Source organism: Tabrizicola sp., assembly GCF_034366665.1.
Lineage (GTDB): Bacteria > Pseudomonadota > Alphaproteobacteria > Rhodobacterales > Rhodobacteraceae > Tabrizicola.
In genome coordinates this window covers 39,060-62,033 of record NZ_JAXMMF010000040.1, presented here as the reverse complement: position 1 = coordinate 62,033, position 22,974 = coordinate 39,060, and the positions used below count along the sequence as shown (strand labels likewise).

The 22,974-nt window shown below is 66.5% G+C and carries 19 protein-coding genes; 5 read left to right on the top strand and 14 right to left on the bottom strand.

Features of this window, described 5'->3' with window-relative positions; translation table 11 throughout:
* Positions 1 to 3: 3 nt before the first annotated feature.
* The 7 genes from U1E69_RS05520 to U1E69_RS05490 all read right to left on the bottom strand — a co-directional run bounded on the left by U1E69_RS05520 (position 4) and on the right by U1E69_RS05490 (position 9,142).
* A complete protein-coding gene (locus U1E69_RS05520; protein ID WP_322243365.1) occupies positions 4 to 1,431 on the bottom strand; it encodes an MBOAT family protein in 1,428 nt (475 codons plus the stop codon).
* 4 nt (positions 1,432 to 1,435) lie between these two features.
* Positions 1,436 to 2,860, bottom strand: coding sequence for a right-handed parallel beta-helix repeat-containing protein (locus tag U1E69_RS05515; protein ID WP_322243364.1), 1,425 nt, complete (start codon positions 2,858 to 2,860; stop codon positions 1,436 to 1,438).
* Entirely contained in the window at positions 2,860 to 4,299 is a 1,440-nt protein-coding gene (locus U1E69_RS05510) for a mannose-1-phosphate guanylyltransferase (protein WP_322243363.1), read from the bottom strand. The genes U1E69_RS05515 and U1E69_RS05510 overlap by 1 nt, the downstream gene beginning before the upstream one ends.
* Positions 4,296 to 5,381 carry a hypothetical protein gene (locus U1E69_RS05505; RefSeq protein WP_322243362.1) on the bottom strand — a complete coding sequence of 362 codons (1,086 nt, stop codon included), beginning with the start codon at positions 5,379 to 5,381 and terminating at the stop codon, positions 4,296 to 4,298. The genes U1E69_RS05510 and U1E69_RS05505 overlap by 4 nt, the downstream gene beginning before the upstream one ends.
* A 24-nt stretch (positions 5,382 to 5,405) precedes the next feature.
* Positions 5,406 to 6,878, bottom strand: a complete 1,473-nt coding sequence (locus U1E69_RS05500; RefSeq protein WP_322243361.1) for a glycosyltransferase — start codon at positions 6,876 to 6,878, stop codon at positions 5,406 to 5,408.
* The gene (locus U1E69_RS05495) at positions 6,878 to 8,197 is read right to left on the bottom strand and encodes a nucleotide sugar dehydrogenase (RefSeq protein WP_322243360.1); all 1,320 of its coding nucleotides are present in this window, start codon (positions 8,195 to 8,197) and stop codon (positions 6,878 to 6,880) included. The genes U1E69_RS05500 and U1E69_RS05495 overlap by 1 nt, the downstream gene beginning before the upstream one ends.
* Positions 8,198 to 8,482: 285 nt before the next feature.
* Positions 8,483 to 9,142, bottom strand: a complete 660-nt coding sequence (locus tag U1E69_RS05490; protein WP_322243359.1) for a response regulator transcription factor — start codon at positions 9,140 to 9,142, stop codon at positions 8,483 to 8,485.
* 558 nt (positions 9,143 to 9,700) lie between these two features.
* On the opposite strand from U1E69_RS05490, the gene U1E69_RS05485 reads away from it, so the two are divergent.
* Positions 9,701 to 11,080 carry a cytochrome ubiquinol oxidase subunit I gene (locus tag U1E69_RS05485; RefSeq protein ID WP_322243358.1) on the top strand — a complete coding sequence of 460 codons (1,380 nt, stop codon included), beginning with the start codon at positions 9,701 to 9,703 and terminating at the stop codon, positions 11,078 to 11,080.
* Positions 11,081 to 11,085: 5 nt separating this feature from the next.
* Complete coding sequence (locus U1E69_RS05480) at positions 11,086 to 12,084, top strand: cytochrome d ubiquinol oxidase subunit II (RefSeq protein ID WP_322243357.1); 999 nt, start codon at positions 11,086 to 11,088, stop codon at positions 12,082 to 12,084.
* Between the two features lie 25 nt (positions 12,085 to 12,109).
* On the opposite strand, the gene U1E69_RS05475 is transcribed toward U1E69_RS05480, so the two are convergent.
* From U1E69_RS05475 to paaN, 7 genes are all read right to left on the bottom strand, one after another.
* On the bottom strand, positions 12,110 to 14,056 hold the full coding sequence (locus tag U1E69_RS05475) for a 3-hydroxyacyl-CoA dehydrogenase NAD-binding domain-containing protein (protein ID WP_322243356.1): 1,947 nt from the start codon (positions 14,054 to 14,056) through the stop codon (positions 12,110 to 12,112).
* 1 nt (position 14,057) lies between these two features.
* Positions 14,058 to 14,759: an ABC transporter ATP-binding protein gene (locus U1E69_RS05470; protein ID WP_322243355.1), complete on the bottom strand. Its 702-nt coding sequence runs from the start codon at positions 14,757 to 14,759 to the stop codon at positions 14,058 to 14,060.
* A complete protein-coding gene (locus U1E69_RS05465) occupies positions 14,746 to 15,516 on the bottom strand; it encodes an ABC transporter ATP-binding protein (protein ID WP_322243354.1) in 771 nt (256 codons plus the stop codon). The genes U1E69_RS05470 and U1E69_RS05465 overlap by 14 nt, the downstream gene beginning before the upstream one ends.
* On the bottom strand, positions 15,513 to 16,469 hold the full coding sequence (locus tag U1E69_RS05460; RefSeq protein ID WP_322243353.1) for a branched-chain amino acid ABC transporter permease: 957 nt from the start codon (positions 16,467 to 16,469) through the stop codon (positions 15,513 to 15,515). Before U1E69_RS05460 ends, U1E69_RS05465 begins: the two co-directional genes overlap by 4 nt.
* Before the next feature lie 2 nt (positions 16,470 to 16,471).
* Positions 16,472 to 17,344: a branched-chain amino acid ABC transporter permease gene (locus U1E69_RS05455; protein ID WP_322243352.1), complete on the bottom strand. Its 873-nt coding sequence runs from the start codon at positions 17,342 to 17,344 to the stop codon at positions 16,472 to 16,474.
* A gap of 68 nt (positions 17,345 to 17,412) precedes the next feature.
* A complete protein-coding gene (locus U1E69_RS05450; protein ID WP_322243351.1) occupies positions 17,413 to 18,543 on the bottom strand; it encodes an ABC transporter substrate-binding protein in 1,131 nt (376 codons plus the stop codon).
* A gap of 31 nt (positions 18,544 to 18,574) precedes the next feature.
* A complete protein-coding gene (paaN, locus tag U1E69_RS05445; RefSeq protein ID WP_322243350.1) occupies positions 18,575 to 20,212 on the bottom strand; it encodes a phenylacetic acid degradation protein PaaN in 1,638 nt (545 codons plus the stop codon).
* Positions 20,213 to 20,323: 111 nt separating this feature from the next.
* Between paaN and paaG the strand changes: the two genes are divergently transcribed.
* From paaG to paaK, 3 genes are read left to right on the top strand one after another with little or no spacing between them, the layout of a single operon-like run.
* On the top strand, positions 20,324 to 21,118 hold the full coding sequence (gene paaG, locus U1E69_RS05440; RefSeq protein WP_322243349.1) for a 2-(1,2-epoxy-1,2-dihydrophenyl)acetyl-CoA isomerase PaaG: 795 nt from the start codon (positions 20,324 to 20,326) through the stop codon (positions 21,116 to 21,118).
* A gap of 14 nt (positions 21,119 to 21,132) precedes the next feature.
* Positions 21,133 to 21,564 (top strand): hydroxyphenylacetyl-CoA thioesterase PaaI, encoded by a 432-nt coding sequence (gene paaI / locus U1E69_RS05435; protein ID WP_322243378.1) that lies wholly within the window; start codon positions 21,133 to 21,135, stop codon positions 21,562 to 21,564.
* Positions 21,565 to 21,593: 29 nt separating this feature from the next.
* Positions 21,594 to 22,904 carry a phenylacetate--CoA ligase PaaK gene (paaK, locus tag U1E69_RS05430; RefSeq protein WP_322243348.1) on the top strand — a complete coding sequence of 437 codons (1,311 nt, stop codon included), beginning with the start codon at positions 21,594 to 21,596 and terminating at the stop codon, positions 22,902 to 22,904.
* Positions 22,905 to 22,974: the final 70 nt, after the last annotated feature.

The following is a 22,974-nucleotide window of genomic DNA, read 5'->3' as shown; positions in this document are numbered from 1 at the left end:
CTCCTAGAACTGGAAATACAGGAAGGGCGAAAAGCTCTGCTCGGCCAGCCGCATCACGGCCAGAGAGAAGATCAGCGTGGTGGCAAGCGCGGGCAGAACGGTGCCAGAAAGCACCAGCGTGCCGGACGGCGTGACGGCGTGATACCGGCGGCCGAACCAGTCGTTGAGGGCGGGCTCGGACGCGGCCAGAAGGATCGCCAGCATCAGCACGCCCAGGCTTTCGCGGGTGATCTGCACGGCGATGTCGAAGGGCAGTGCCCAGCCGTTCAGGCCCAGCATCCCGGCGTAGAAGTCCATCGCCGTGCCGATGCCGGTGGCCCGGAAGGCAACCCAGCCGACCAGCACGATCAGAAGCGTCCGCAGCACGCCCAGGATCGTCTTTGGCGCGCGGGCCAGGCGGGTCCAGCGCTCCAGCGCCAGCCAGCCGCCGTGCCAGGCACCCCAGAGGACAAAGGTCCAGTTGGCGCCGTGCCAGAGGCCCCCCAGGACCATCACGGTCATCAGGTTGACATAGGTGCGCCCCTCGCTGATCCGGTTGCCGCCCAGGGGGATGTACAGATAGTCGCGCAGCCAGACCGACAGGCTGATATGCCAGCGCCGCCAGAACTCGGTGATCGACCCCGAGATATAGGGCGTGTCGAAATTCTCCATGAAGCGAAAGCCCATCATCAGGCCAAGGCCGATGGCCATGTCGCTGTAGCCCGAGAAGTCGAAGTACAGCTGCAACATGTAGGCCAAGGCGCCCACCCAGGCCAAAGGGGCCGTGGGATCAGGGGTGGTGAAGGCAAGGTCGGCCAGGGGGGCAAGACTGTCGGCGATCAGGACCTTCTTGCCCAGACCCACAGTGAACCGCGCCATGCCGTCGGCGAATTTGTCGGCGGTGTGGGTTCGGTCGCGAAACTGGTCCTCCAGATCCTTGAAGCGCAGGATCGGGCCGGCGACCAGCTGCGGGAAAAGCGAGATGAAGGCCGCGAAGTCGAAGAAATTGCCAGTGGCGCTGGCATCGCGACGGTAGACGTCGATCAGATAGCTGATCGACTGGAAGACATAGAACGACACCCCGATCGGCAGGATCAGGTGCCAGTGCACGCCCAGTCCCGCAGCATCGGTGCCCAGCATGGCGGCGAAGCTGTCGATAAAGAAGTTCAGATACTTGAACACCCCAAGCACCGCCAGACACCCCGCCGTGCCGATGGCGCAGGCCCAGGTCGCAGCCCGCGTGCCAAGGTTGGCCCCGATAAGCCGGCCAAAGCCGTAGGTCCACAGCGTCGTCAGGATCAGTAGACCCAGGAAGTCGATCCGCCACCAGCCGTAGAACGTCCAGGACCCCGCCAGGATCAGCGCCGAGCGGTAGCGGAACGGCGTCAGGTAATACAACGCCAGGAACAGCGGCAGGAACAGGAACAGGAAGGTTTCCGAGGAAAAGACCATCGGCTTACTCCGGCTGACAAGGAACAGGGGGGACAGGGGCCCGGGCGGCGGCGGGAATGACGAAAGCCGCCTCCGCGCCCAGGTAGGCCCCCAGCCAGGGTGAGAAGTCCCCGGCGAATTGGCGCGGGGTCTGGTGGTCAAGATCGTTCCCGGCCAGGCGCACTTCGCCCAGACCGGCCGCACGCAGACCCTCGCGGTTGCCGCTGAGGCGGTTGTCGGACATCAGGACCGGCCCCAGGCCCGCCTGCGCCTCGACCTCGATCCCGGCTGATCCGTTGCCGGTGACGGCATTGTCGGCGACCCGCGCGGCACCGGTCCGGGTCAGGCGCAGACCCACCGTGCCGTTCCCGGCGATGATGTTGCCCTGCACCGCGACGCAGGTGGCGGGGCCAAGGGAGATGCCGGACCCGGCGTTGTTCAGGATGACATTGGCCCGCAGGCCCAGCCGCAGCGTCTTGCCGTCGATCTGCACCCCGTTCCGGCCGCCACCCAGGATCACGTTGGCCGCAATGACCACATCCTCCAGCGCGCCAGAAAGCCGGATGCCCGCCCCGCCGTCCGTCCCGGAAATGCGGTTCCCGGCCAGCGTCACACCACGCCCATCCTTGACCGAGATGGCGGCAGCGCCAGCCCCGGACAGGCGGTTGCGGGTCACGACCATGCCGTCCGCGCCCTCGAAGGACAGGCTGTAGACGTTCTGGAACCGGCTCTGGGTCACCACAGGCGCGCTGGCGGGTTTCATCACCCCCCCGGTCAGGACCGAGACGCCCCGGAACGCCACGGGTCCATCGAAACCAAGGTCAGCGAAGGTAGACCGTGCGGCGTGGAAGCTGCCCTGGCCGGTCACCAGAAGGAACGGCCGGAAGGTTGGAACGCGGGCGTTCTGCCCCCCGTCCCCGCGCAGCGTGGCGCCAGCCATGTGGACATCGCCGAAGCTCAGGACAAAGGCCCCGGCTGCGGTGTCCAGTTCCAGCACTTGGCCCGGCGACAGGACCAGCGCGGCACCGGGCCACAGGACCAAAGGCCGTGACAGCCGCCAGCCGTTCGCCCGGCGCTGCAGATGGCCTGCTGCCTCCAGTTCGGACAGGGTGGCGGTGCCGGACAGAATGTAGATCACATCCGTCGTGCTGGCCTGAGCCAGTTGCAGCGACAGATGCCCGTTGCCACCTGCCAGGATCGACAGTTGCGTCAGCGCGGCCTGAACGTCGCCCTCCAGCACCTTCATCGGCCCCCCGGCCAAAGCCGCCGGTTTCGGGACTTCAGGCAGTTCCACCCCCCCGGCCAGCCGGCCGGCCAGCACGGCAAGAACCTCGCCTTCCGCACCCGCGGTCAGCACGCGGGCAATCGCCCCATGCAGGATCGCGTCCGGCTCGGCCCGCACGGGGCCGGCGCAGGACAGTGCAAGAAGAAGGCAGGCCGCCAGGCGCATCAGATCGCCTCCGGCAGCCGGTCCGAGGCGACAAGCATCGGCTCGCACCCCGGTCCGCCGATATCGGTCCCACCCCGGAAGACCAGATGGACCAGCTTCAGGTCACTGTCGGTCGGGTTGGACAGCGGCAGCGCCTCGTCAGGGTCGATGGCCACGGTCTGGCCGCGCCGCACTGTCACTTCGCGCCCGTCGATCAGGCAGCGCCCCTCGCCGGACAGGACCGTCAGCAGGCTGGGTCCCAGCCCCGTCCCGTTGACCTGCAGCGAGGCCTTCTTCTGCACCGTCATGATCCGCATGTCGTTGCCCATGTCGGTCGACACCGTCTCGATCCGGCCCCAGGGCATTTCCCGTGTCATGTGGGTGCGCACCTCGCGCCGCTGGCTGGCCTTCAGCCGGTCCACCAGCTGCTTGACGTCCTGCGAGTTCGACCGCCTGGTCACCAGAACGGCATCGGGGGTGTCGATCACCACCGTGTCCTGCATCCCGATCACGGCCACCAGGCGCGTTTCGCTTTGCACCAGCGAGTTCCTGGTGTTCATCGCGATCACGTCGCCATGCAGGACATTGCCGTCCCCATCGCGGTCCGAGACCTGATAGACCGCGTTCCATGCGCCGACGTCGTCCCACTGCACCCCGTGCAAGGGGGCCAGCGCGATGGCGGGGGTCCGCTCGAAGACCTGTCGTTCCGTCGGCTCGTTCGCCGCCTGACGAAAGCTTGCCTCATCCAGGATGATGCCCAGTGTCCGCAGCTCGGCCGCATCCAGCGCGCCCAGGACGGCGGCATGGGTGAAGGGGTCCAGGCGACGGAACTCTTCGATCAGCGTCTCGGCGCGCATCAGGCTGATGCCCGAGGCCCAGAAAACCCCGCCCGCCTGGATCAGCCGCTGCGCGTGGTCATGGCCGGGCTTTTCGACGAACTGCGCGACCTGGTGCAGGCCGGGGTAATCCGGCACCGGACCGCCGTCGGTGATGTAGCCGTAGCCCGTTTCGGGATAGGTCGGGTGGACGCCGAAGCTGATGATCCGCCCGTCCTCTGCCGCCCGATGCATCGCCCGGATGATCCGGTTGATGTCGCCCTTGATCATGTGGTCCGAGGGCAGAACAAGGATCATCGCCTCGGGGTCGTCCCGCTGCGCACAAAGGGCCGCGGCCAGCACTGCCGGGCCGGTGTTGCGACCGACCGGCTCGCCGATCACGCGGCCCTGAAGCTGGATCTCGTCCAGCTGCCGATGCACGAGAGCCGCTTGCCCCGCATTGGTGACCACGATCGGTTGGGCGAAATCCGGGCCGCGATGACGCTGCAGGGTCGCCTGGAAATAGGTCAGGCTGCCCTTCCCAAGCGTGGGCTGGAACTGCTTTGGCTGCTCGACCCGGCTCATGGGCCAAAGCCGGGACCCCATGCCACCGCACAGAACGACGGGAGTGATTGGATGTGTCATGGCGCGACTGCCTTTGTTGTGGAGGTAACGGAAGCGGCAGGGGTGGCGGCCGTCTGAAGCAGGCCGGGCACCGGGCGCCGCAGGGTGACCTCGGCCAGCTGCCCGGCGCGGTCTTCGGACAGCGGCTGGTCCGGGATCAGGCGGAACGGCACCGGCTGACCCGGCGCGGCAGAGCCAAGGCCGCCAAGGTGGGTCATCACCTCTTGCCCGTCGGCAAAGCGCAGTTCGACCGCGCTGGCCTGGGCAAGGTCCAGCGTCTCTTCGGGAAGGACGGTTCCCGTCAGCACCAGCGGCGCATCGGCCTGGGACACCCGCAGCACCGGGTCGCCCGCAAATACGGTGGACCCGGCCTCGACCCCCAGCACCTCGACCCGGCAGTCGCAGGGCATCACCACGGACAGGGCCTGCCCGGTGTTCGACCGGATCGCATAGGCGACCTCGCCCGCCTTGGCATCGGGGTTCAAAAAGTCGATCTGGCCCGTGGCCGTCGCCGCCAGCGTGCGCCCGTCGAAGCCGACGACGGCGGGCGTCGCCAGCCGGTAGGTGAAGACGCGCTGGAAGACCTTGGTGCCGACCAGACCCAGAAGAAGCGCCGTCAGCACCAAGAGCAGCAGCGCACCGCCGAACCGCCGCAGCCGCCGCGTCGGGGCCTGCGCGCCCTTGGGTTTCGCCCCGGAGGACGGCCGCACCGTCAGCACATTGCCCAGCGTGACCAGATCGCCCGCGATGTAGGAGTTCATCAGGTGACGCAGCTGGGGCAGATGCTCGCCCATCGGTTCCAGAAACACCAGCGCGGCAGCGCCCTTGGCGGGGTCCGCATCCTCGACCCGGACCTCGATGGACAGGCCGACGGTGTACCCCTGGAAGCGGAAGACCACCCAGGCCAGCCGCTCCAGCCCCTGCATATGGGGGTCGATCAGCCCGCTGATCGTCGCGCGGACCAGCGAGATTTCGCGGCCCCGGTATTGCCGCCCGTCGATCTCGACGTGGAAGGGGATGTCCAGCATCGGGTGATCGGCCGGCCCGCCCCAGGTGACGGCTGCCGGACTTTGGCGGGTCGAAGATGTGATCGCTTGGTCCAAGGGACGGTCCTTTCCAGACGGGTTTCAGACAAGCCCCGACAACAGCATGACCCCGAAGGTCAGCCAGCCGAGGGCAAGGAGATGGACATAGGTCGAGCCGAAGGCACGCAGGCGGTCGCCAAGGGCGGGGGCCGCGAAGGCGGTGGACTGTCGGGTCCAGCGCTGGCGATCCAGGCGGAACAGCACGTAGCTTTTCACCGCGGCGCCGACGATCTGGCCGAAATACAGCAGGAGCGGATAGGTGATCGGGAAGCCCCGGCCCCGGATCGTCGCCAGCACCCAGCAGAAGACGTAGCGGGTCGCCATCACCCAGGCGATGTAGGCGGGCAGGACCAGGGGCTCGACGAAGACCGCGGCCAGGGCAACCGAGATCGGGCCGGCCAGCGTGGTCCAGATGCCCAGCTTCTGATCCAGGATCGACCACCAGGTGAACAGCCCGATCCGCCGTGGCCCAAGCGACAGAGCGCGCCCATTGGTCCGCAGCATGTTGCCGAACCAGCGGATCATCAGGGTGATGGCGCTGTCGGCGAAGCCTGGCTTGGGCTGCGTCTCCATCGAAAGCGAGGTGACGTCGGGCAGATACAGCATCCGGTAGCCACGTTGCAGCAGCCAGAACCAGGTCGACTTGTCGTCGCCGGTCAGGAAATGGACGCGCCCCAGCCGCCAGTGGTCGATGTGGTCGTGCTGGACCATGCGGACGAACTCGGGCTGCGTCGCCAGATCGGCGCGGAAGACCGACATGCGGCCGGTCAGGGTCAGCACGCGACCGGACAGGCCCATCGAGCTCATCATCATCTGCCGCTGGGTGAAGCGCAGGGCAAACCAGTCGGCAAAGAGGCTTGGCTTGATCTCGACCGCCTCGTCAGTCGTCAGGGCGCCCACGGTCGGGTCGGTGAAGAAGGGGGCCGAGGCGGCGACGATGTCCTCGGGCACGCAGCTGTCGCCGTCGACCAGAAGCAGGATGTCCCGCCGCGACGGCGCCTGCCGCCCGATCAGCCGCAGGGACCGGGCCAGCGCGTCACGCTTGCCGGTGCCGGGGATCTGGTCGATCACCAGATTCACTCCGTCCATCGGGACATCCATCAACGCATGGATGCGCCGGATCAGCCGCAGGTCCGAGGTGTCGACGACCGACGCGACGATGGTAGCACCCCCCTGCGCCACGGCTGCGGCACGGAACAGCGCCTGATAGACGCGGCGGGTGGTATCGGTGTCGATCTTGTAGCTGGTGATCAGGAAATAGGCGTGGCCGTGGATGGGTTCCGCCGCATGGGCTGCCCGCGCCCGCGCCTTCAGCCGGGGATAGGCAAAGCGGGTATAGGCCAGCGCCCGCAGGTAGTTGACCAGCGCCCAGCCATAGCGCCAGGCCCCGACCACGCCGACGACGATCAGCCCGTCCGAGACATGGCCCAGCGCCCCCAGCGGGATGCTCAGCACAAGAAGCGCCAGCACCGCCAGGTAAAGCACGTGACCAAGGATCAGGGACAGGCGGGGCATCACCAGCAGATCCCCTCGTAGGTGCCTTCGGACCGCTGGCCCGGCTTGATCCGCGTGAGGTCGACCATCGGGCGGTTGCCCAATGCGGCCTGGAGGGGACGGATCGCCTCGTCATAGCGGTTGCCGACCAGCACGATGTCCGAGCCTGCGATCAGTTCGTCGATCGACCCGACCAGACGGCTGCCCAGCGCGATGTCCGTGTCCAACCCGCGACCCACGGCGGTGTTGTCGTTGGCAAAGGCCTCAAGCACAAAGGGGTCGTAGACCATCAGCTCCATCCCCCGCCCGATCAGCCGGCTTGCCAGCTCGGCCAGCGGGCTTTCCCGCAGGTCGTCGGTCCCCGGCTTGAAACTGATGCCGACCATCCCGACCCGGGTCTTGCCCGAGGCGTGGATCATCTCTTCCGCACGCTGGATCTGGGCCGCGTTGGCGACCAGCACGGCGTCCAGCAGGGGCGAGGAGACCTTGTGGTCCCCCGCAAATGCCCGCAGCGCGCGGACATCCTTCGGCAGGCAGGACCCGCCGAAAGCGAAGCCCGGACGCAGGAAATAGGGGCTCATCGAAACCTTGTGATCCGAACACAGGATCGACATGACCCGCTGGCCATCCAACCCGGCCGCCTTGGCAATGTTCCCGATCTCGTTGGCGAAGCTGACCTTCACCGCCCGCCAGGCGTTCGAGGTGTATTTCACCATCTCGGCCGTCGGCAGATCGACCAGGTGCATCTCGCAGGGCAGGTCGCGGTTCAGCGAGGTCAGCAGCGCCCCGGTGGCCGAATCCAGCGCCCCGAAGACGATCAGGCCGGGATCGCCATAGTCCTGGATCGCCGTGCTTTCACGCAGGAACTCGGGGTAATACCCCACGCCAAAATCCCGCCCTGCCTGCTTGCCCGATGCCTGCTCCAGGATCGGAATGCAGAAGCGCTCTGTGGTGCCCGGCACGATGGTCGACCGCAGGATGACCGAGTGGAACCCCGGATGCGTCGCCAGGGCGCGGCCGATGTCAGTGCAGACCGCGGTGACATGGGTCAGCCCGATGGAGTGATCCGCCGCACTGGGCGTGCCGACACAGACGAACGAGGCATCGGTCGCGTGGATCGCCGCCTCGGCATCGGTCGTGGCGGTCAGCCGACCCTGGGCCACCATCTGCGCGATAAGTTCGGGCAGGTCTTTCTCGACGATGGGCGAGCGCCCCTCGTTGATTGCCGCCACCCTGGCGGGATCGACGTCCACCGCGATGACCTGGTGGCCGTCCCGGGCCAGACAGGCTGCGGAGACTACCCCGACATAGCCGATTCCAAACACTGCAAGCCGTGCCATTGCCCACTCCTTTTCCCCGGTCGTCAGACCGCAATTCCCCACACCGCATGCAGCAGTGCAGCATCCCGCAAATAGGGTAGGCACGGTCTCGACTCTGCGGAAAGTCAGGGAAAAACCCCGATTTCCGGGGGGTCTTGTCAGGGATAAACCCTACAGCGGGGGGTGATCCTGTCAGGCTAAACCGGCGGTGTAAGGATTTTCCTGTCAGCCGTTTCTGCAGGTGCGAAGGCAAGGCGGCCACCTGAAACGGCGGGTTTCCGATCTTATTGAAAGCCGACGCTTTTCTCAGCCGGCGGTGAGAGAGGTCCCGTCAACCCATCCCTGGGCGATGGCGAACTCGACGATCTGGCGGCGGCCCGACAGGTTCAGTTTGCTGGTCCCGCGGGCCTTGTAGGTCTCGATCGTCTTCGAGGAGAGGTCCAGCTCGCGCCCGATCTCTTTCAGCGACTTGCCATGTGCCACCGATTTCAGCACGAACATCTCGCGTTCGGACAGACGGCGGTCCTGGACAGGCGGGGCTGGCGGGTCTTCGGCACCCGGTCGGGGTGCGATCGCCGCCGCGAAGGCCTTGTCGATGAAGATGCCACCCCGGGCGGTGGTGGCCAGGGCAATCTTCAGCACGTCGAAGGACACTGTCTTGGGCAGGACACCGTGAAACCCGGCGACAATGCAGTCATGCGCCAGGCTTTCAGAGAGCGAACTGCAATAGGCCACCATCGCCCCGCCCCGGCCCCGCAATTCACGCGACAACTGGGCGGGAGTGACGTCAACCTGGGCCGGATCAATGATGATGACATCGAATCCGCCCGGAGCGGCCTCGCCGGGTTTGGAACCAAGGAACACGGTGCGCGCGGCAAAACTGTCGTCCTGCGTCAACAGGGCGGCGATTCCGTCTGCAAGCAGCGGATTGGCGTCGATGATCGCAATGCTCAATCGGTCAGCCATCGCTGCCCCTCTGCGCATGCGCCTGTGCCAAGCGTCCCACGTCCCATATTCCCCAGGTCCCATTCCCGGCCGGTCAACGCGATGGTGACGGGATTGTTCCTCTGGAACTTGTGCGCCGAGAGGTCAGCGCGTTTCCGGGGCAGCTTTCCGCCGAGTTAGCGGCGGGATGGCCCGTTAATCGGGCGATGAAGCGCCGCCTGCACAATAAAGCGCGTCCGTGACGTTTCGGTCGTCGCCGGACAGGCCCGCACTTTGGGGCACAAGCGCACCGGCGGTGCCACCGTGTCCTGAGTTCCTGAGTTCCAGCGCACCGACGGTCGGGCTTCAGGACGCGGAACAGCAGGCTGACGCTGGTCGGCTCCGCAGCTGCGACCTTGCAGCCTAAGTCACTGATTTGCGTAAAAAGGGCGGCATTTCCAGCGCGTTTGGCCTAATCACCCTTTTATCTGCCATTCCCCCTGCGGCGCGCCGCCGCGCCCCCACTGGCATTCCGCATAAGCCGAGCCATATACCGCCAGACCGGCCCGATGTCGGCGAGTTACAGGAGCGTTGGTAGCGATGGACACTCTTCTGCTTTCCCGAATCCAGTTCGGGGCAAACATCTCGTTCCACATCCTGTTTCCGACGATCACCATCGCGCTGGGCTGGGTGCTTCTGTTCTTCAAGCTGCGGTTCAACGCGACCGGGGACCGCAAGTGGGCCGAGGCTTACATGTTCTGGGTCAAGGTCTTCGCCCTGACCTTTGCGCTGGGTGTCGTGTCGGGCATCACCATGTCCTTCCAGTTCGGCACCAACTGGCCCGGCTTCATGGAAACGGTCGGCAACGTCGCCGGCCCGCTGCTGGCCTATGAGGTGCTTACGGCCTTCTTCCTTGAGGCGGTCTTCCTTGGCATCATGCTGTTCGGCGCCAGTCGCGTTCCGGGCTGGCTGCACACGCTGGCCACCGCCCTTGTCGCCTTCGGCACCACGATGTCGGCGTTCTGGATTTTGGTCCTGAACAGCTGGATGCACACGCCCCAGGGGTATGAGCTGCGCGACGGCATCGTCCATGCGACCGACTGGTGGGCGATCATCTTCAACCCCTCGATGCCCTACCGACTGGGCCACATGCTGCTGGCCAGCGGGCTGACCGTGGCCTTCCTGATCGCGGGCATCAGCGCGCTGCGCCTGTTGATGAACGACCGCAGCGCCAGCGTGCGCTCGACCTTCCGGGTGGGCGTGATCCTGGGCGCGGTGCTGATCCCGCTGCAGATCCTGATGGGCGACATGCACGGGCTGAACACGCTGGAACACCAGCCCCAGAAGGTTGCCGCGATGGAGGGCAACTGGGAGACTGGCGGGAACGTCCCTCTCCTCCTCTTCGCCATTCCCGACGAAGACGCCCGCACCAACCACTTCGAGATCGGCATCCCTTCGCTGGCCTCAATCATCCTCAAGCATGACCCCGCAGGCGTCGTGCCCGGCCTGAACGACTTCGTCACCGCCGAGGGCGAGGTGCTGCACCCCCCCGTCGCCCCGGTGTTCTGGTCGTTCCGGATCATGGTCGGCGTCGGCATGCTGATGCTGCTGGCCAGCTGGACGGGTGCGTTCCTGCTGTGGCGGCGCGGAGTGGACGCGATGCCGCGGCTGTACCTTTACGGGATGTCAGGGTTGGCCTTCTCGGGCTGGATCGCCACGCTGGCGGGCTGGTACACCACCGAGATCGGCCGCCAGCCCTGGCTGGTGCAGGGTGTGCTGACCACCAAGGCCGCCGTGGCGGACGTGCCCGCGCCGATGGTGCTTACGACGCTGCTGGTCTACCTGGCCGTCTATGCCGCGCTGATCCTGGCCTACATGGGGGTCATCACCTACCTGGCCCGCAAGGCGGCCCGCGGCGAACCCCTGCCCAAGGACGAACGGGTGAAGGGTGGCGAAGCGATGGCCATCCCGGCGGAGTGACCCCGATGTTCGCAAGCCTGGACCTGCCCTTCATCTTTGCCGCCCTTCTGGGCCTGTCGATCCTGATCTACGTCGTCCTTGACGGGTTCGACCTGGGCGTCGGCATCCTGTTTCCCTTCGCCACGCCCGACGAACGCGACACGATGGTCGCCAGCATCGGCCCCTTCTGGGACGCGAACGAGACCTGGCTGGTGCTGGCAATCGGGCTTCTGCTTGTCGCCTTCCCCGTGGCGCATGGCGCGATCCTGACGCAGCTTTACCTGCCCGTGGCGGTGATGCTGGTCGGCCTGATCCTGCGCGGCGTCGCGTTCGAGTTCCGCGCCAAGGCCCCGCTCAAGCACAAGCGCGCCTGGGATGGCGCCTTCTTCACCGGCAGCCTGATGACCGGCCTGTCGCAGGGCTTCATGCTGGGGCTTTACATCATGGGGCTCAGCTACACCTGGTGGCACGTCGGCTTTGCCCTGGTTACGGCGGTCTTCCTGACCGTGGCCTACAGCTTCATCGGCGCGACCTGGCTGATCGCCAAGACGGAAGGCCAGTTGCAGAAAAAGGCGGTGGAGTGGTCGCAGGGCGGCATCTGGGGCGTCGTCCTCGGGATGGGGGCAATCTCGCTTGCCACGCCGCTGGTGTCCCAGCGCATCTTCGACAAATGGTTCGGCCTGCCGCAGATCCTGTATCTGTCGCCGCTTCCCGTCCTGTCCGGGCTGCTGATCGGCCTGATCTGGTGGAAACTGCGCCGCCTGCCGATGGACGGGGACCGCTTCGCCTGGGTCCCCTTCGCGGCCTCTATCGCGCTTTTCGTGCTGGGGTTCGCGGGGATGGCCTACAGCTTCTACCCGTTCATCGTGCCCGAGGCGATCACGATCTACGAGGCCGCCAGCGCACCCGAATCGCTGGCGATCATCTTGGTCGGAACGTTGATCGTGCTGCCGACGATCCTGGCCTATTCCATTCTCAGCTACTGGATCTTCCGCGGCAAGGCGACTCCGCTGCGCTATGACTGACCGGCGGTTGCCGCAAGCGACCGCGTCAGACTGACCGCTGCGACGCGTCGGCGTCGAACATCGGACCACCGCGCCAGCGGGGGTAGCCGTAGCCGTGCACCTCCACCAGGTCGATATCAGAGGGTTTGAGAGCGATGCCCTCGGCAAGGATCGCCTTCCCCTCGGCCGCCATCGCCGCCGTCAGCCGGGTAGCGATGTCTTCGGCTGTGAGACCCGGACCAGTGCCGATGCGGTCGGCAAGCAGCCCGGCCGCGGCCTCGGATGGTTTCGGCGTCCGGTCGCCCGGCGCGTAGTCGTACCAGCCGCCACCGGTCTTCTGACCCTTGCGGCCCGCGCGGACAAGAATGTCGCCCAGCGTTTCCGGCACATCCTGCCCCGCCGCCCGCGCGCCTTCGCGTTGGAGATAGGCGATATCCAGCCCGCCAAGATCCTGCGCCTCGAACGGGCCCATCGCAAAGCCGTGGCCGCGCATGGCAGCGTCGATGGTGGCGATGGGGGTGCCGTGCCGGACCAGCGCCTCGGCCTCGGAGCGGTAGCGTTTCAGGATGCGGTTGCCGATGAAACCGTCGCAGATCCCGGCCTGGACAGGGATTTTGCCCAGTTGCCGCGCGAGGGCGAAGCCGGTCGCCAGTGTCTCGGAAGATGTGTCGGGCATGGGCACGATCTCCAGCAGTTTCATCACGTTGGCCGGGCTGAAGAAATGCAGGCCGATGAAGCGGTCGGGGTGGGGCAGGCCCTCGGCGATGCGCCGTGGGTCGAGGTATGAGGTGTTCGTCGCCAGGATCGCATCGGCGCGGCAGGTCTGGCCCAGCTGGGCAAAGACGGCGCGCTTGACGGCCAGGTCCTCGAACACCGCCTCGATCACCAGATCGGTGTCGGAAAGAAGGGCATAATCGCTGCCTGACGTCACGCCGTCCATCCGGGCCTGCGCCTGCACCTCGGTCAGCTTGCCACGCTTGACAGCGCCGTCGAAGATGCTGCGAAGGTTGGCAAGGCCGCGCCGGACCGCTTCTTCGTCGCGTTCGATCAGGGTCACAGGCAGGCCCGCATCGCGCAGCGCAGCGGCGATGCCCGCGCCCATCGTGCCGCCGCCGATCACCGCGGCAGAGCGGATGTCCTTCGGTTTCGCGTCGCCCAGATGCGCGGGCCGTGCCGCACCGCGTTCGGCAAAGAAGATGTGGCGCAGGGCGGCGGCTTGCTCGGACACACGCAGTTCAAGGAAGGTCGCGCGCTCAAAGGCCATCGCCTCGGCGAAGGGCTTTTCGGCGGCGATGCGCAGGCAGTCCAGCGCGCGAAGGGGGGCAACCTCTCCCTTGGCGCGCTTGGCGATGGCTGTGCGCTGCTCATCCCACCAGGCCGCGTCGGGTGCGGTGACGGGACGGGCCGAGATCGGCTGCGGCAGGGCTTGGGTCAGGGCGATGCGGGCAAAGGCCACAGCCTCGGCGCGCAGGTCCTTGCTGACAACGGCATCGACCAGGCCCATCGTCAGGGCGCGGGCGGCCTTGACCGAGCGGCCGGTGGTGACAAGGTCGACCGCCGCTTCCACCCCGGCCAAGCGGGGGGTGCGGACAGTGCCGGAAGCCCCGGGAACGATGCCAAGGCTCACTTCGGGCAGCCCGACCGCGGCGGTGTCCAAAGCCACGCGGAAGCGGCAGCCCATGGCGACCTCGAAACCCCCGCCAAGCGCTGAGCCGTGGATTGCGGCGACCCAGGGTTTTGATGCCTGCTCCAGCCGGTCCACCAGGTCGGGCAGATGCGGGGGGACGGGGGGCTTGCCGAACTCGGTCACATCCGCCCCGGCGATGAAGGTGCGCCCGGCGCAGATGAGTACGACCGCACGGATGGCAGGGTCGGCGTCCAGCGTGCCCACGGCGTCCCACAGCGCCTGGCGCAGGGGCTGACCCAGGGCGTTGACCGGCGGATTATCCACGGTGACGACGGCCACCTCGCCGTCGCGGTCGATGCTGATCATCTCAAATCCCCAGATAGGCTTCGCGGATGCGCGGGTCGGCGATCAGGTCCTGCGCCGGTCCGTCCATCGTGATCCGCCCCGTCTCCATCACATAGCCCCGGTCCGCGATCTTCAGCGCGCCATAGGCATTCTGTTCCACCAGAAGGACCGTGACGTCCAGCGCCTTCAGCCCCTTCACCACGTCGAAGATCTGCGCGACGATGATCGGGGCCAGGCCCATCGAGGGTTCATCGAGCAAAAGGCACGATGGCCGCCCCATCAGTGCCCGCGCCATCGCCAACATCTGCTGCTGGCCCCCGGACAGCCCGCCCGCCGCAAGGTTGCGCTTTTCCCTCAGGATCGGGAACATCTGGAAGGCGTCCTGCATGTCCTTTTCCACCCGGTCATCGGCGAAGAGATACGCGCCGAGGCGCAGGTTCTCCTCGACCGTCAGATTGGTGAAGATCTGCCGGCCTTCGGGCGATTGCGCCAGCCCCCTCCCAACACGCCGCCAGGCCGGGACGCCCGACAGGGTGTCGCCCCGGAAGGTGATCGTTCCGCCCGCAGCCGGGTGGACACCCGACAGGCAGCGCAAAAGCGTGGTCTTGCCCGCCCCGTTCGCGCCGATCACGGTGACGATCTCGCCCGAGTTCACCGCAAGGTCGATCCCGTGCAGCACTTCGATCCGCCCGTAGCGGGCGCGCAGACCTTCAACGAGCAGCATTTTCGGCCCCCAGATAGGCAGCGATGACGGCAGGGTTCTGACTGACCGAGGCCGGGTCGCCCTCGGCGATCTTCTCGCCGTGGTCCAGAACGACGATGTGGTTGGAAATCCGCATCACCAGCTTCATGTCGTGTTCCACCAGCAGGATCGCCACGCCCGAGGCGGCGATTTCGGCGATCAGGTGGTCGATTTCCTCGGTTTCTACCGCGTTGCACCCCGCCGCCGGTTCGTCCAGCAAAAGGACCTTCGGCTTCAGCGCCATCGCGCGGGCAATCTCCAGCCGCTTGAGCGAGCCGTACGAGAGGCTGCCCGCCTCACGTTCCGCCGCGCGTTCCAGACCGACGCGTTTCAGCAGGTCACGCGCCCCGGCCTCGGCTTCGCGGGCGCGGCGGCGCGAGGTGGGCAGGTTCAGAAGATCGGCCAGCACCGACCCGCTTTCCTGCAGGTGGTAGCCCGAGACCACGTTCTCCAAGACGGTCATCGACTGGAAGACCTGGAGGTTCTGGAAGGTCCGGCACATGCCGCGCCGGGCCAGCAGGTGCGGGGACATGGCGGTCACGTCCTCGCCGTTCAGCAGCACCTTGCCCGACCCCGGCCGATAGACGCCCGAGATCATGTTGAACAGCGTGGTCTTCCCCGCCCCGTTCGGCCCGATGACCGAGACGATCTCGCCCGGTTTCACCCCGAACGACACGTCGTTCACCGCCTTGAGGCCGCCGAAGCTGATGCCCAGCCCCTCGATCGACAGAAGGTTCATTCGCCACTCCCCCGGATCTTGCGCAGGATCGACGGGACGACGCCTTCGCGCAGGAAGATCATCACCAGCACCATGACCAGTCCCAGCACCAGTTGTTCGTATTCGGCGAACACCGTCAGCACCTGCGGCAGAAGCGTCAGCACCGCCGCGCCGAAGATCGCGCCCGCGACCGAGCCGACGCCGCCAAGGACAGCCATCGTCACCATCTCGACCGAGTGCATGAAGCCCGCCACGTCCGGCGTGATGAACTTGTTCTGAAGCGCAAGCAGCGAGCCGGAGACCGAGGCATAGACGGCCGAGATCACGAAGGCCTGGAGTTTCAGCTTGGCCACGTCCATGCCGACGGTGCGGGCCGCGACCTCGGACCCGTGAAGGGCGCGCAGGGCCCTGCCCGTGGCGCTGTCGCGCAGGTTCAGGGCAAGCCAGGCGCCCAGGATCAGGACGATCCCGCAGAAGAAGTACCAGAACTGGCCGTTCGACAGGTTCAGACCCGCGTCCTTCAGCACGTCGCGCAGGCCAAGGTCGGGGACCTCGATCCCGTCGGGGCCGCGGGTCAGCCAGCGTTCGTTGTTCAGCACCATCGAGATCAGGATGCCCATGCCCAGCGAGGCGACGGCAAGGTAGTAACCTTTCAGCCGCAGGATCGGGCGACCGACAAGCCAGGCGAGGACAGCGGAAACCGCCGCGCCCAGCAGAACGGCAAGGGCGGGGTGGATGCCCCAATGCACCGGGGCCAACGCGCAGGCGTAGGCCCCGATCCCGGCGAACCCGGCGTGGCCCAGGCTGATCTGCCCGGCCCAGCCGGTCAGGATCACGATCCCGGTGACGGCCAGCGCATTGACGAAGATCAGTGCCCCCACCCGGTAGTAAAAGCCCGAGGGGAAGAAGATCGGCGACAGTGCGATCAGGATGACAAGGGCCAGCAAGGTGGCGGATTTGGCGGTCAGTCGCATGGTCACACCCGATCCGTCGATGCGCGGCCAAAGAGGCCCTGCGGCAGGAAGAAGAGCACACCCAGGATCACGATGAAGGCCGCCGCGTCCTTGTACTGCGAGCTGATGTAGCCGGCCGTCAGCCCCTCCAGCACGCCCAGCAGGAAGCCACCCACCAAGGCACCCTTGGGATTGCCCATCCCGCCCAGCATCGCGGCGGCAAAGCCCTTCAGCGCGAAGGCCAGGCCCACGTCGTAGGAGGTCATGGTGATCGGGGTCACGAGCACCCCCGCCAGCGCGCCGATCCCGGCGGACATGGCAAAGGACAGGGTCATCACGAAGGGCGTGTTGATCCCGACAAGCTGTGCAGCCAGCCGGTTGTTCGACGTCGCCAGCACCGCCCGGCCCAGAAGGGTGCGGGTGAAGAACAGCCACAGCCCGATGAACACCGCGACCGACCCCGCAATCACCCACAGGCTTTGCGGCAGGATCGTCGCGCCAAGGATGCGGATCGGGTCATCGCCGGAAAAGGCCGGGAACGTATGGATCTGCTTGCCGAAGACCAGTTGCGCCACGCCGCGGATGAAGATTGAGGCCCCGATGGTGATGATGACCAGCGACACGACGGGTGCGCCTCGGGCCGGCTCGATGGCCAGCTTGTTCATCGCCACCCCCAGCGCGGCGGTCGTGACAACGGCGGCCAGCGCGGCCAAAGGCAGCGGTGCGCCCGCGGTATAGGCCATGACCGTGATCATCCCGCCCAGCATGACGAACTCGCCCTGGGCAAAGTTCACCACGTCCGAGGCGTTGTAGATGATGGTAAAACCCAAGGCGACCAGCGCATAGACCGCGCCGACCGTCACCCCGGACAGAAGGAATTGCAGAAGTTCCGACATGCGTCCCAGCCCCCGATGGCCCGTGAAAGGGTTGCCGCGCCCCCGTTATCAGGGACGCGGCGGGTAGATCACTGGACCAGGGTCCACTTGCCGCCCTGGATCTCCAGCATGCGGAAGGCGGACAGGTCGAGGCCCAGGTGATCCTCGGGCGTGAAGGTGTAGATGCCGGTGGTGCCAGCCAGGCCCGAGGTCGCCTCGATGGCGTCGCGGATCGCGGCGGGTTCGGCCGAACCGGCGCGGGTGATGGCGTCGGTCATGATCAGGAAGGCGTCATGGGCATAGCCGCCAAAGGTGCCGACCGGGGTGCCGGTCTTTTCCTCGAACATCGCCTTGTAGGCATCGACCACGGGCTTCTGCGGATCGTCAGCGGCCAGAAGGTCGGCCACCAAGAGCGCGGTGCCCGGCAGGCGCACGCCTTCGGCCGCGTCTGCGCCCGCCAGCTCGATGAACCCGTCCGAGGCGACGCCATGCGACTGGTAGAACGGCAGGTCGATGGCCAGCTGCTTGACGTTGCGCGTCACGATCGACGGGCCCTGGCCGAAGCCGGGGTTCAGGATCGCCTGCACGCCCTCGGTGCCCTTGATCTTGGTCAGCTGCGCGGTCATGTCCGCGTCCTTGGGATCATAGGTCTCGTCCGCAAGGATCTCGATGGCATAGTCGGGGGCGACTTCCTTGCACTGGGCCTGCATCGACGCGCCGAAGCCGTCGGTGCCCGAAATCATGCCGATCTTGGTGATCCCGGCTTTCTGCATGTCCTCGAAGATCTTCTGGCAGGCCATGCGGTCGGTGTGCGGGGTCTTGAAGGTGAAGGGCTTCACCGGCTGGACGATGTCGATGGCCCCGGCCAGCGAGATGAAGGGGATCTCGGCATCCTCGGTCACGGCCAGGATCGACATGGTGGTGCCGGTGGTGGTGCCGCCGATGATGGCGACGACTTCGTCATCCTCGACCAGGCGGGTCGCGAAGGTGCGGGCCTTGTTCGGGTCGCCGTTGTCGTCATAGGCCACAAGGACGATTTCCTCGCCGTTGATGCCGCCCTTGGCGTTCAGGTCTTCGACCAGCATTTCCAGAGTCTTCAGCTCCGGGTCGCCCAGGAAGGCGGCGGGACCGGTGGCAGAGATCGACGCGCCGATCTTGATTTCGGCCATCGCCGGAAGGGCCAGGGCGATCAGGGCGGTGGTGGTCAGGAACGTTTTCATTTGGTCTCCTCCCAGAGAGTTTGTGTTGAAGTCAGGCCGCCAAACGGCGCGACATCACCCGGCGGAAGCGGGTGGCGACGAAGGCGGTGTCGGTAAGGCTGGCGTTGCCGGCGGGGTTGGCGCCGGTGACGTGGAAATCGCTAAAGGCCGCGGACTGGTTGACGAAGATGTTGCCGGTCAGGTTGATCGACAGGTTGACGCCCGCATCAGCAAAGGCCGCCTCGGCGCGGGCGATGCGGGCTTCGTCGGTGTCGTAGAGGGCGGCCGTGATCGCGCCCTTCTCGGCGGCCAGTGCGGCGGCCTGAGTGATGGCAGCGTCGGCGTCCTTGGTTGCGATCACGAAGGCGACCGGGCCGAAGCACTCTTCTCCTGCGATGGCATCGGTTTCGGACACGGCCAGAAGCAGCGGGCCGGGTTCGCCTTTCGACGCCCCGGCGCGCAGGACGCGGCCCTTGGCGGCACTCGCCTCGGCCCGGGCTTGCGTCGCCGGGTTGGCGATGGCCCCGCAGATGCCAGCGGCACGAGCGGGGTCGGACAGGAGGGTGTCGATGGCAGTGACGAGGGCGGTGGCGACCTCGTCGAAGGACTTGTGGCCCTTGTCGGTCTCGATCCCGCCTGCGGGGATGTACAGGTTCTGCGGGGAGGTGCACATCTGGCCGGAGTAGAGCGACAGCGCAAAGGCGAGGTTGGCGCACATCCCGTCAAGGTCGCTGGTGGCGGCGATGACCACGCTGTTGACGCCGGTTTCCTCGGTGAAAAGCTGGGCCTGACGGGCGTTGTCGCGCAGCCATGTGCCGAAGGCGGACGATCCGGTGTAGTCGATCAGCCGGATTTCGGGTCGGGTGGCGAGGGTCTTGGTGATCTCGGCCCCCGGTTCGTCGACGGCCAGCAACACGGCATCGGCGGGCAGGCCAGCTTCGACCAGCACCTCACGCAGCACGCGCACGGTCAGGGCCAGCGGCAGGATGGCGCGGGGGTGCGGCTTCACGATCACCGGGTTGCCGGTGGCAAGGCTGGCGAAAAGGCCGGGGTAGGAGTTCCATGTCGGGAAGGTGTTGCAGCCGATGGTCAGCGCGATCCCGGCGGGGCGGAGGGTCCAGGACTTCTCCATCACGATCGGCGCGGCCTTGCCTTGCGGCTTTTCCCAACGGGCATGGGCGGCGAAGCGGGTCATCTCGGCGTAGGCAGCGGCGACGGCCTCCAGCCCGCGATCCTGGGCGTGTGGGCCACCCGCCTGGAAGGCCATCGCGAAGGCCTGACCCGTGGTGTGCATGGTGGCGTTGCCGATCAGGAAGCTTTGCCGGTTCAGCCGGGCGAGGGCTTCGATACAGACGCCAATGCGGGTTTCCACCGAGGCGGCGGCCAGCGCGAGCGCTGCGGTGGACGCGGCGGCGATCAGGTCGTCAGGCGTCGCAGCAGGGTAGCGGATGGCAAGGGTCGGGCCGAAGGGCGACACCTCGGTCCCGGCGCGGCTTGCGCCCGGATGGCCCGGCAGGTCGAAGTCCTGCCCGATCAGCGCGGCGAAGGCTGCTTCGCCGTCATGCTTGGCGGTCTCGCCATAGATCTTGCCGCTGGGAACCTCTGGGTAAGGCGTCCAGTATTCGCGGCATGCAAGGGCCGAGACGGCCGACTCAAGTGTCGGCCGGTGAAGGTCGAAGAAATCCGACATGGTGTCCTCCTGCCGGGGGCTTCCATCCCCGACAGGTTTATCATTGACCGGCCGGTCGGTTTATGCAAGAACTTTCTCAAGGCGTCCGGGACAGCGGACGGGGGAGACATCATGACCGCATCCGAAACCGTCCTTGCCAGTCTGGAAGCAGGCGTGCTGCGCCTGACCCTGAACCGGCCCGACAAGCTGAATTCCTTCAACGAGGACATGCACCTGGCCCTGCGCGCGCAGATCCAGCGCGCGCATGACGACGACGCGGTGCGTGCCGTCCTGCTGACCGGCGCGGGCCGCGGCTTCTGCGCCGGGCAGGACCTGGGTGACCGCGATCCGCGCAAGGGCGGTCCAGCGCCTGATTTGGGGAAGACGCTGGACACCTTCTACAACCCGACGCTGCGGCTGATTCGCCAGCTGGAAAAGCCGGTGATCTGCGCCGTGAACGGTGTGGCCGCAGGCGCGGGGGCGAACATCGCGTTTGCCTGCGACATCGTGCTGGCGGCGAAATCGGCCAAGTTCATCCAGGCTTTCGCCAAGATCGGTCTGATCCCCGACGCCGGCGGCAGCTGGTCCCTGGCCCGCATCCTGGGTGAGCCGCGTGCCAAGGCCCTTGCCCTGACGGCCGAGCCGTTGCCCGCCGAACGGGCCGCCGACTGGGGCCTGATCTGGAAGGCCGTCGACGATGCCGAGCTGATGGCCGAAGCGACGCAGCTGGCCGAAACGCTCGCCGCCGGGCCGACGCTGGGGCTGGGACTGACCAAGCGCCTGATCCAGGCCGCTGCGACGAACTCTCTCGACGAACAGCTGGACATGGAGCGCGACCTGCAACAGCAGGCCGGCCGCAGCGCCGACTACGCCGAGGGCGTCACCGCCTTCCTGGAAAAGCGCCCCGCAAGGTTCGCCGGCAAATGAAACCCGTCGCAGAAATGACCCCGCAGGAGCTTGCCGAAGCCAGCGCCCAGGCGCTGTGGAACGACGATTCGGCCAGCCAGCGCCTGGGCATGGTGATGGAGCATCTGGCGCCCGGAGAGGCCACGCTGTCGATGCAAGTGACCGAGGCGATGTCGAACGGCCACGGAACCTGCCACGGCGGCTATATCTTCACGCTGGCCGACAGCGCCTTTGCCTTCGCCTGCAACGGCTACAACCAGCGCACAGTCGGGCAGCAGGCCTCGATCACCTATCTTGCCCCCAGCCGCGTCGGCGACCGGCTGACGGCAGCTTGCCGCGAGGTGTCGCGCCAGGGCAGGTCCGGCGTCTACGACGTCCGCGTCACCAACCAGGACGGCACGCACATCGCCGAATTCCGCGGCCATTCGCGCACCGTCAAGGGCACTCATCTTCCGGTCGACGGCTGACCGGGCTACGCAGTCCAAGGGAGGACAGCATGGAAGACCTTACCCCCCGCAAGCAGGACCTTGACCCGATCGAGATCGCCTCGCGCGATGAAATCGAGGCGCTGCAATTCCACCGCATGAAGCGGTCGCTGAAGCACGCCTATGAAAACTCGCCCTTCTACCGCAACCGCTTCATCGAGGCGGATGTCCACCCAGAGGATCTGAAGAGCCTCAAGGACATCGCCAAGTTCCCCTTCACCTACAAGCAGGACCTGCGGGAAACCTATCCCTTCGGCATGTTCGCCGTGCCGAGGAACAAGCTGGTGCGGGTGCATGGGTCCTCGGGCACCACGGGCAAGCCGACGGTGGTGGGCTATACCGCCAACGACATCGACGTCTGGGCGAACCTGATCGCGCGGTCGATCCGTGCGGCGGGCGGGCGTCCGGGCGACATGCTGCACAACGCCTATGGCTATGGCCTCTTCACCGGCGGTCTTGGCGCGCATTACGGGGCGGAGCGGCTGGGCTGCACCGTGGTCCCGATCTCGGGCGGGCAGACCGAACGCCAGGTGACGCTGATCACCGACTTCCAGCCGCAGATCATCATGGTGACGCCCAGCTACATGCTGTCGATCCTGGACGAATTCCGCCGCCAGGGCCTTGACCCGCGCCAGTCGTCGCTGAAGGTCGGCATCTTCGGGGCCGAGCCCTGGACCAACGCCATGCGCGAAGAGATTCAGGACGCCTTCGACATGCACGCCGTCGACATCTACGGGTTGTCCGAGATCATGGGGCCGGGCGTGGCGCAGGAATGTGTGGAAACCAAAGACGGCCTGCATATCTGGGAAGACCACTTCTACCCGGAAATCATCGACCCGGTGACGGGCGAACCTCTCCCCGATGGCGAGATGGGTGAACTGGTCTTCACCACGCTGACCAAGGAAGGCCTGCCGATGGTGCGCTACCGCACCCGCGACCTGACCCGCCTGCTTCCGGGCACCGCCCGCAGCATGCGGCGGATCGAGAAGATCACCGGCCGCAGCGACGACATGATCATCCTGCGCGGCGTCAACGTCTTCCCGACCCAGATCGAAGAGCAGATCCTGAAGTGCAAGGGCCTCGCCCCGCATTTCCAGATCGAGCTTGCCCGCGATGGCCGGATGGACAACATGACCGTCCACGTCGAATGCGCGCTGGACCAGGTGGACGCGGACGCCCGCGCCAAGTCGGCCAAGGAACTTGCGCATCACATCAAGGCCGTCGTCGGTGTGTCCACGCGCATCAATGTGACCGATCCGAATGCAATTGCCCGCTCCGAAGGCAAGGCCAAGCGCGTCGTGGACAATCGCCCCAAAGGCTGACCGTCCGGTCAGTGACACAATCATGTGCTTGCTTTAGAAGGGGCAGCGATGCCCCTTCGTTTTGGCAGCT

Bases quoted from the DNA above. Each gene is read 5' to 3' on its own strand.
- U1E69_RS05520 (WP_322243365.1), bottom strand. From the start codon at position 1,431: ATGGTCTTTTCCTCGGAAACCTTCCTGTTCCTGTTCCTGCCGCTGTTC.
- U1E69_RS05515 (WP_322243364.1), bottom strand. From the start codon at position 2,860: ATGCGCCTGGCGGCCTGCCTTCTTCTTGCACTGTCCTGCGCCGGCCCC.
- U1E69_RS05510 (WP_322243363.1), bottom strand. From the start codon at position 4,299: ATGACACATCCAATCACTCCCGTCGTTCTGTGCGGTGGCATGGGGTCC.
- U1E69_RS05500 (WP_322243361.1), bottom strand. From the start codon at position 6,878: ATGCCCCGCCTGTCCCTGATCCTTGGTCACGTGCTTTACCTGGCGGTG.
- U1E69_RS05495 (WP_322243360.1), bottom strand. From the start codon at position 8,197: ATGGCACGGCTTGCAGTGTTTGGAATCGGCTATGTCGGGGTAGTCTCC.
- U1E69_RS05490 (WP_322243359.1), bottom strand. From the start codon at position 9,142: ATGGCTGACCGATTGAGCATTGCGATCATCGACGCCAATCCGCTGCTT.
- U1E69_RS05485 (WP_322243358.1), top strand. From the start codon at position 9,701: ATGGACACTCTTCTGCTTTCCCGAATCCAGTTCGGGGCAAACATCTCG.
- U1E69_RS05480 (WP_322243357.1), top strand. From the start codon at position 11,086: ATGTTCGCAAGCCTGGACCTGCCCTTCATCTTTGCCGCCCTTCTGGGC.
- U1E69_RS05475 (WP_322243356.1), bottom strand. From the start codon at position 14,056: ATGATCAGCATCGACCGCGACGGCGAGGTGGCCGTCGTCACCGTGGAT.
- U1E69_RS05470 (WP_322243355.1), bottom strand. From the start codon at position 14,759: ATGCTGCTCGTTGAAGGTCTGCGCGCCCGCTACGGGCGGATCGAAGTG.
- U1E69_RS05465 (WP_322243354.1), bottom strand. From the start codon at position 15,516: ATGAACCTTCTGTCGATCGAGGGGCTGGGCATCAGCTTCGGCGGCCTC.
- U1E69_RS05460 (WP_322243353.1), bottom strand. From the start codon at position 16,469: ATGCGACTGACCGCCAAATCCGCCACCTTGCTGGCCCTTGTCATCCTG.
- U1E69_RS05455 (WP_322243352.1), bottom strand. From the start codon at position 17,344: ATGTCGGAACTTCTGCAATTCCTTCTGTCCGGGGTGACGGTCGGCGCG.
- U1E69_RS05450 (WP_322243351.1), bottom strand. From the start codon at position 18,543: ATGAAAACGTTCCTGACCACCACCGCCCTGATCGCCCTGGCCCTTCCG.
- paaN (WP_322243350.1), bottom strand. From the start codon at position 20,212: ATGTCGGATTTCTTCGACCTTCACCGGCCGACACTTGAGTCGGCCGTC.
- paaG (WP_322243349.1), top strand. From the start codon at position 20,324: ATGACCGCATCCGAAACCGTCCTTGCCAGTCTGGAAGCAGGCGTGCTG.
- paaI (WP_322243378.1), top strand. From the start codon at position 21,133: ATGACCCCGCAGGAGCTTGCCGAAGCCAGCGCCCAGGCGCTGTGGAAC.
- paaK (WP_322243348.1), top strand. From the start codon at position 21,594: ATGGAAGACCTTACCCCCCGCAAGCAGGACCTTGACCCGATCGAGATC.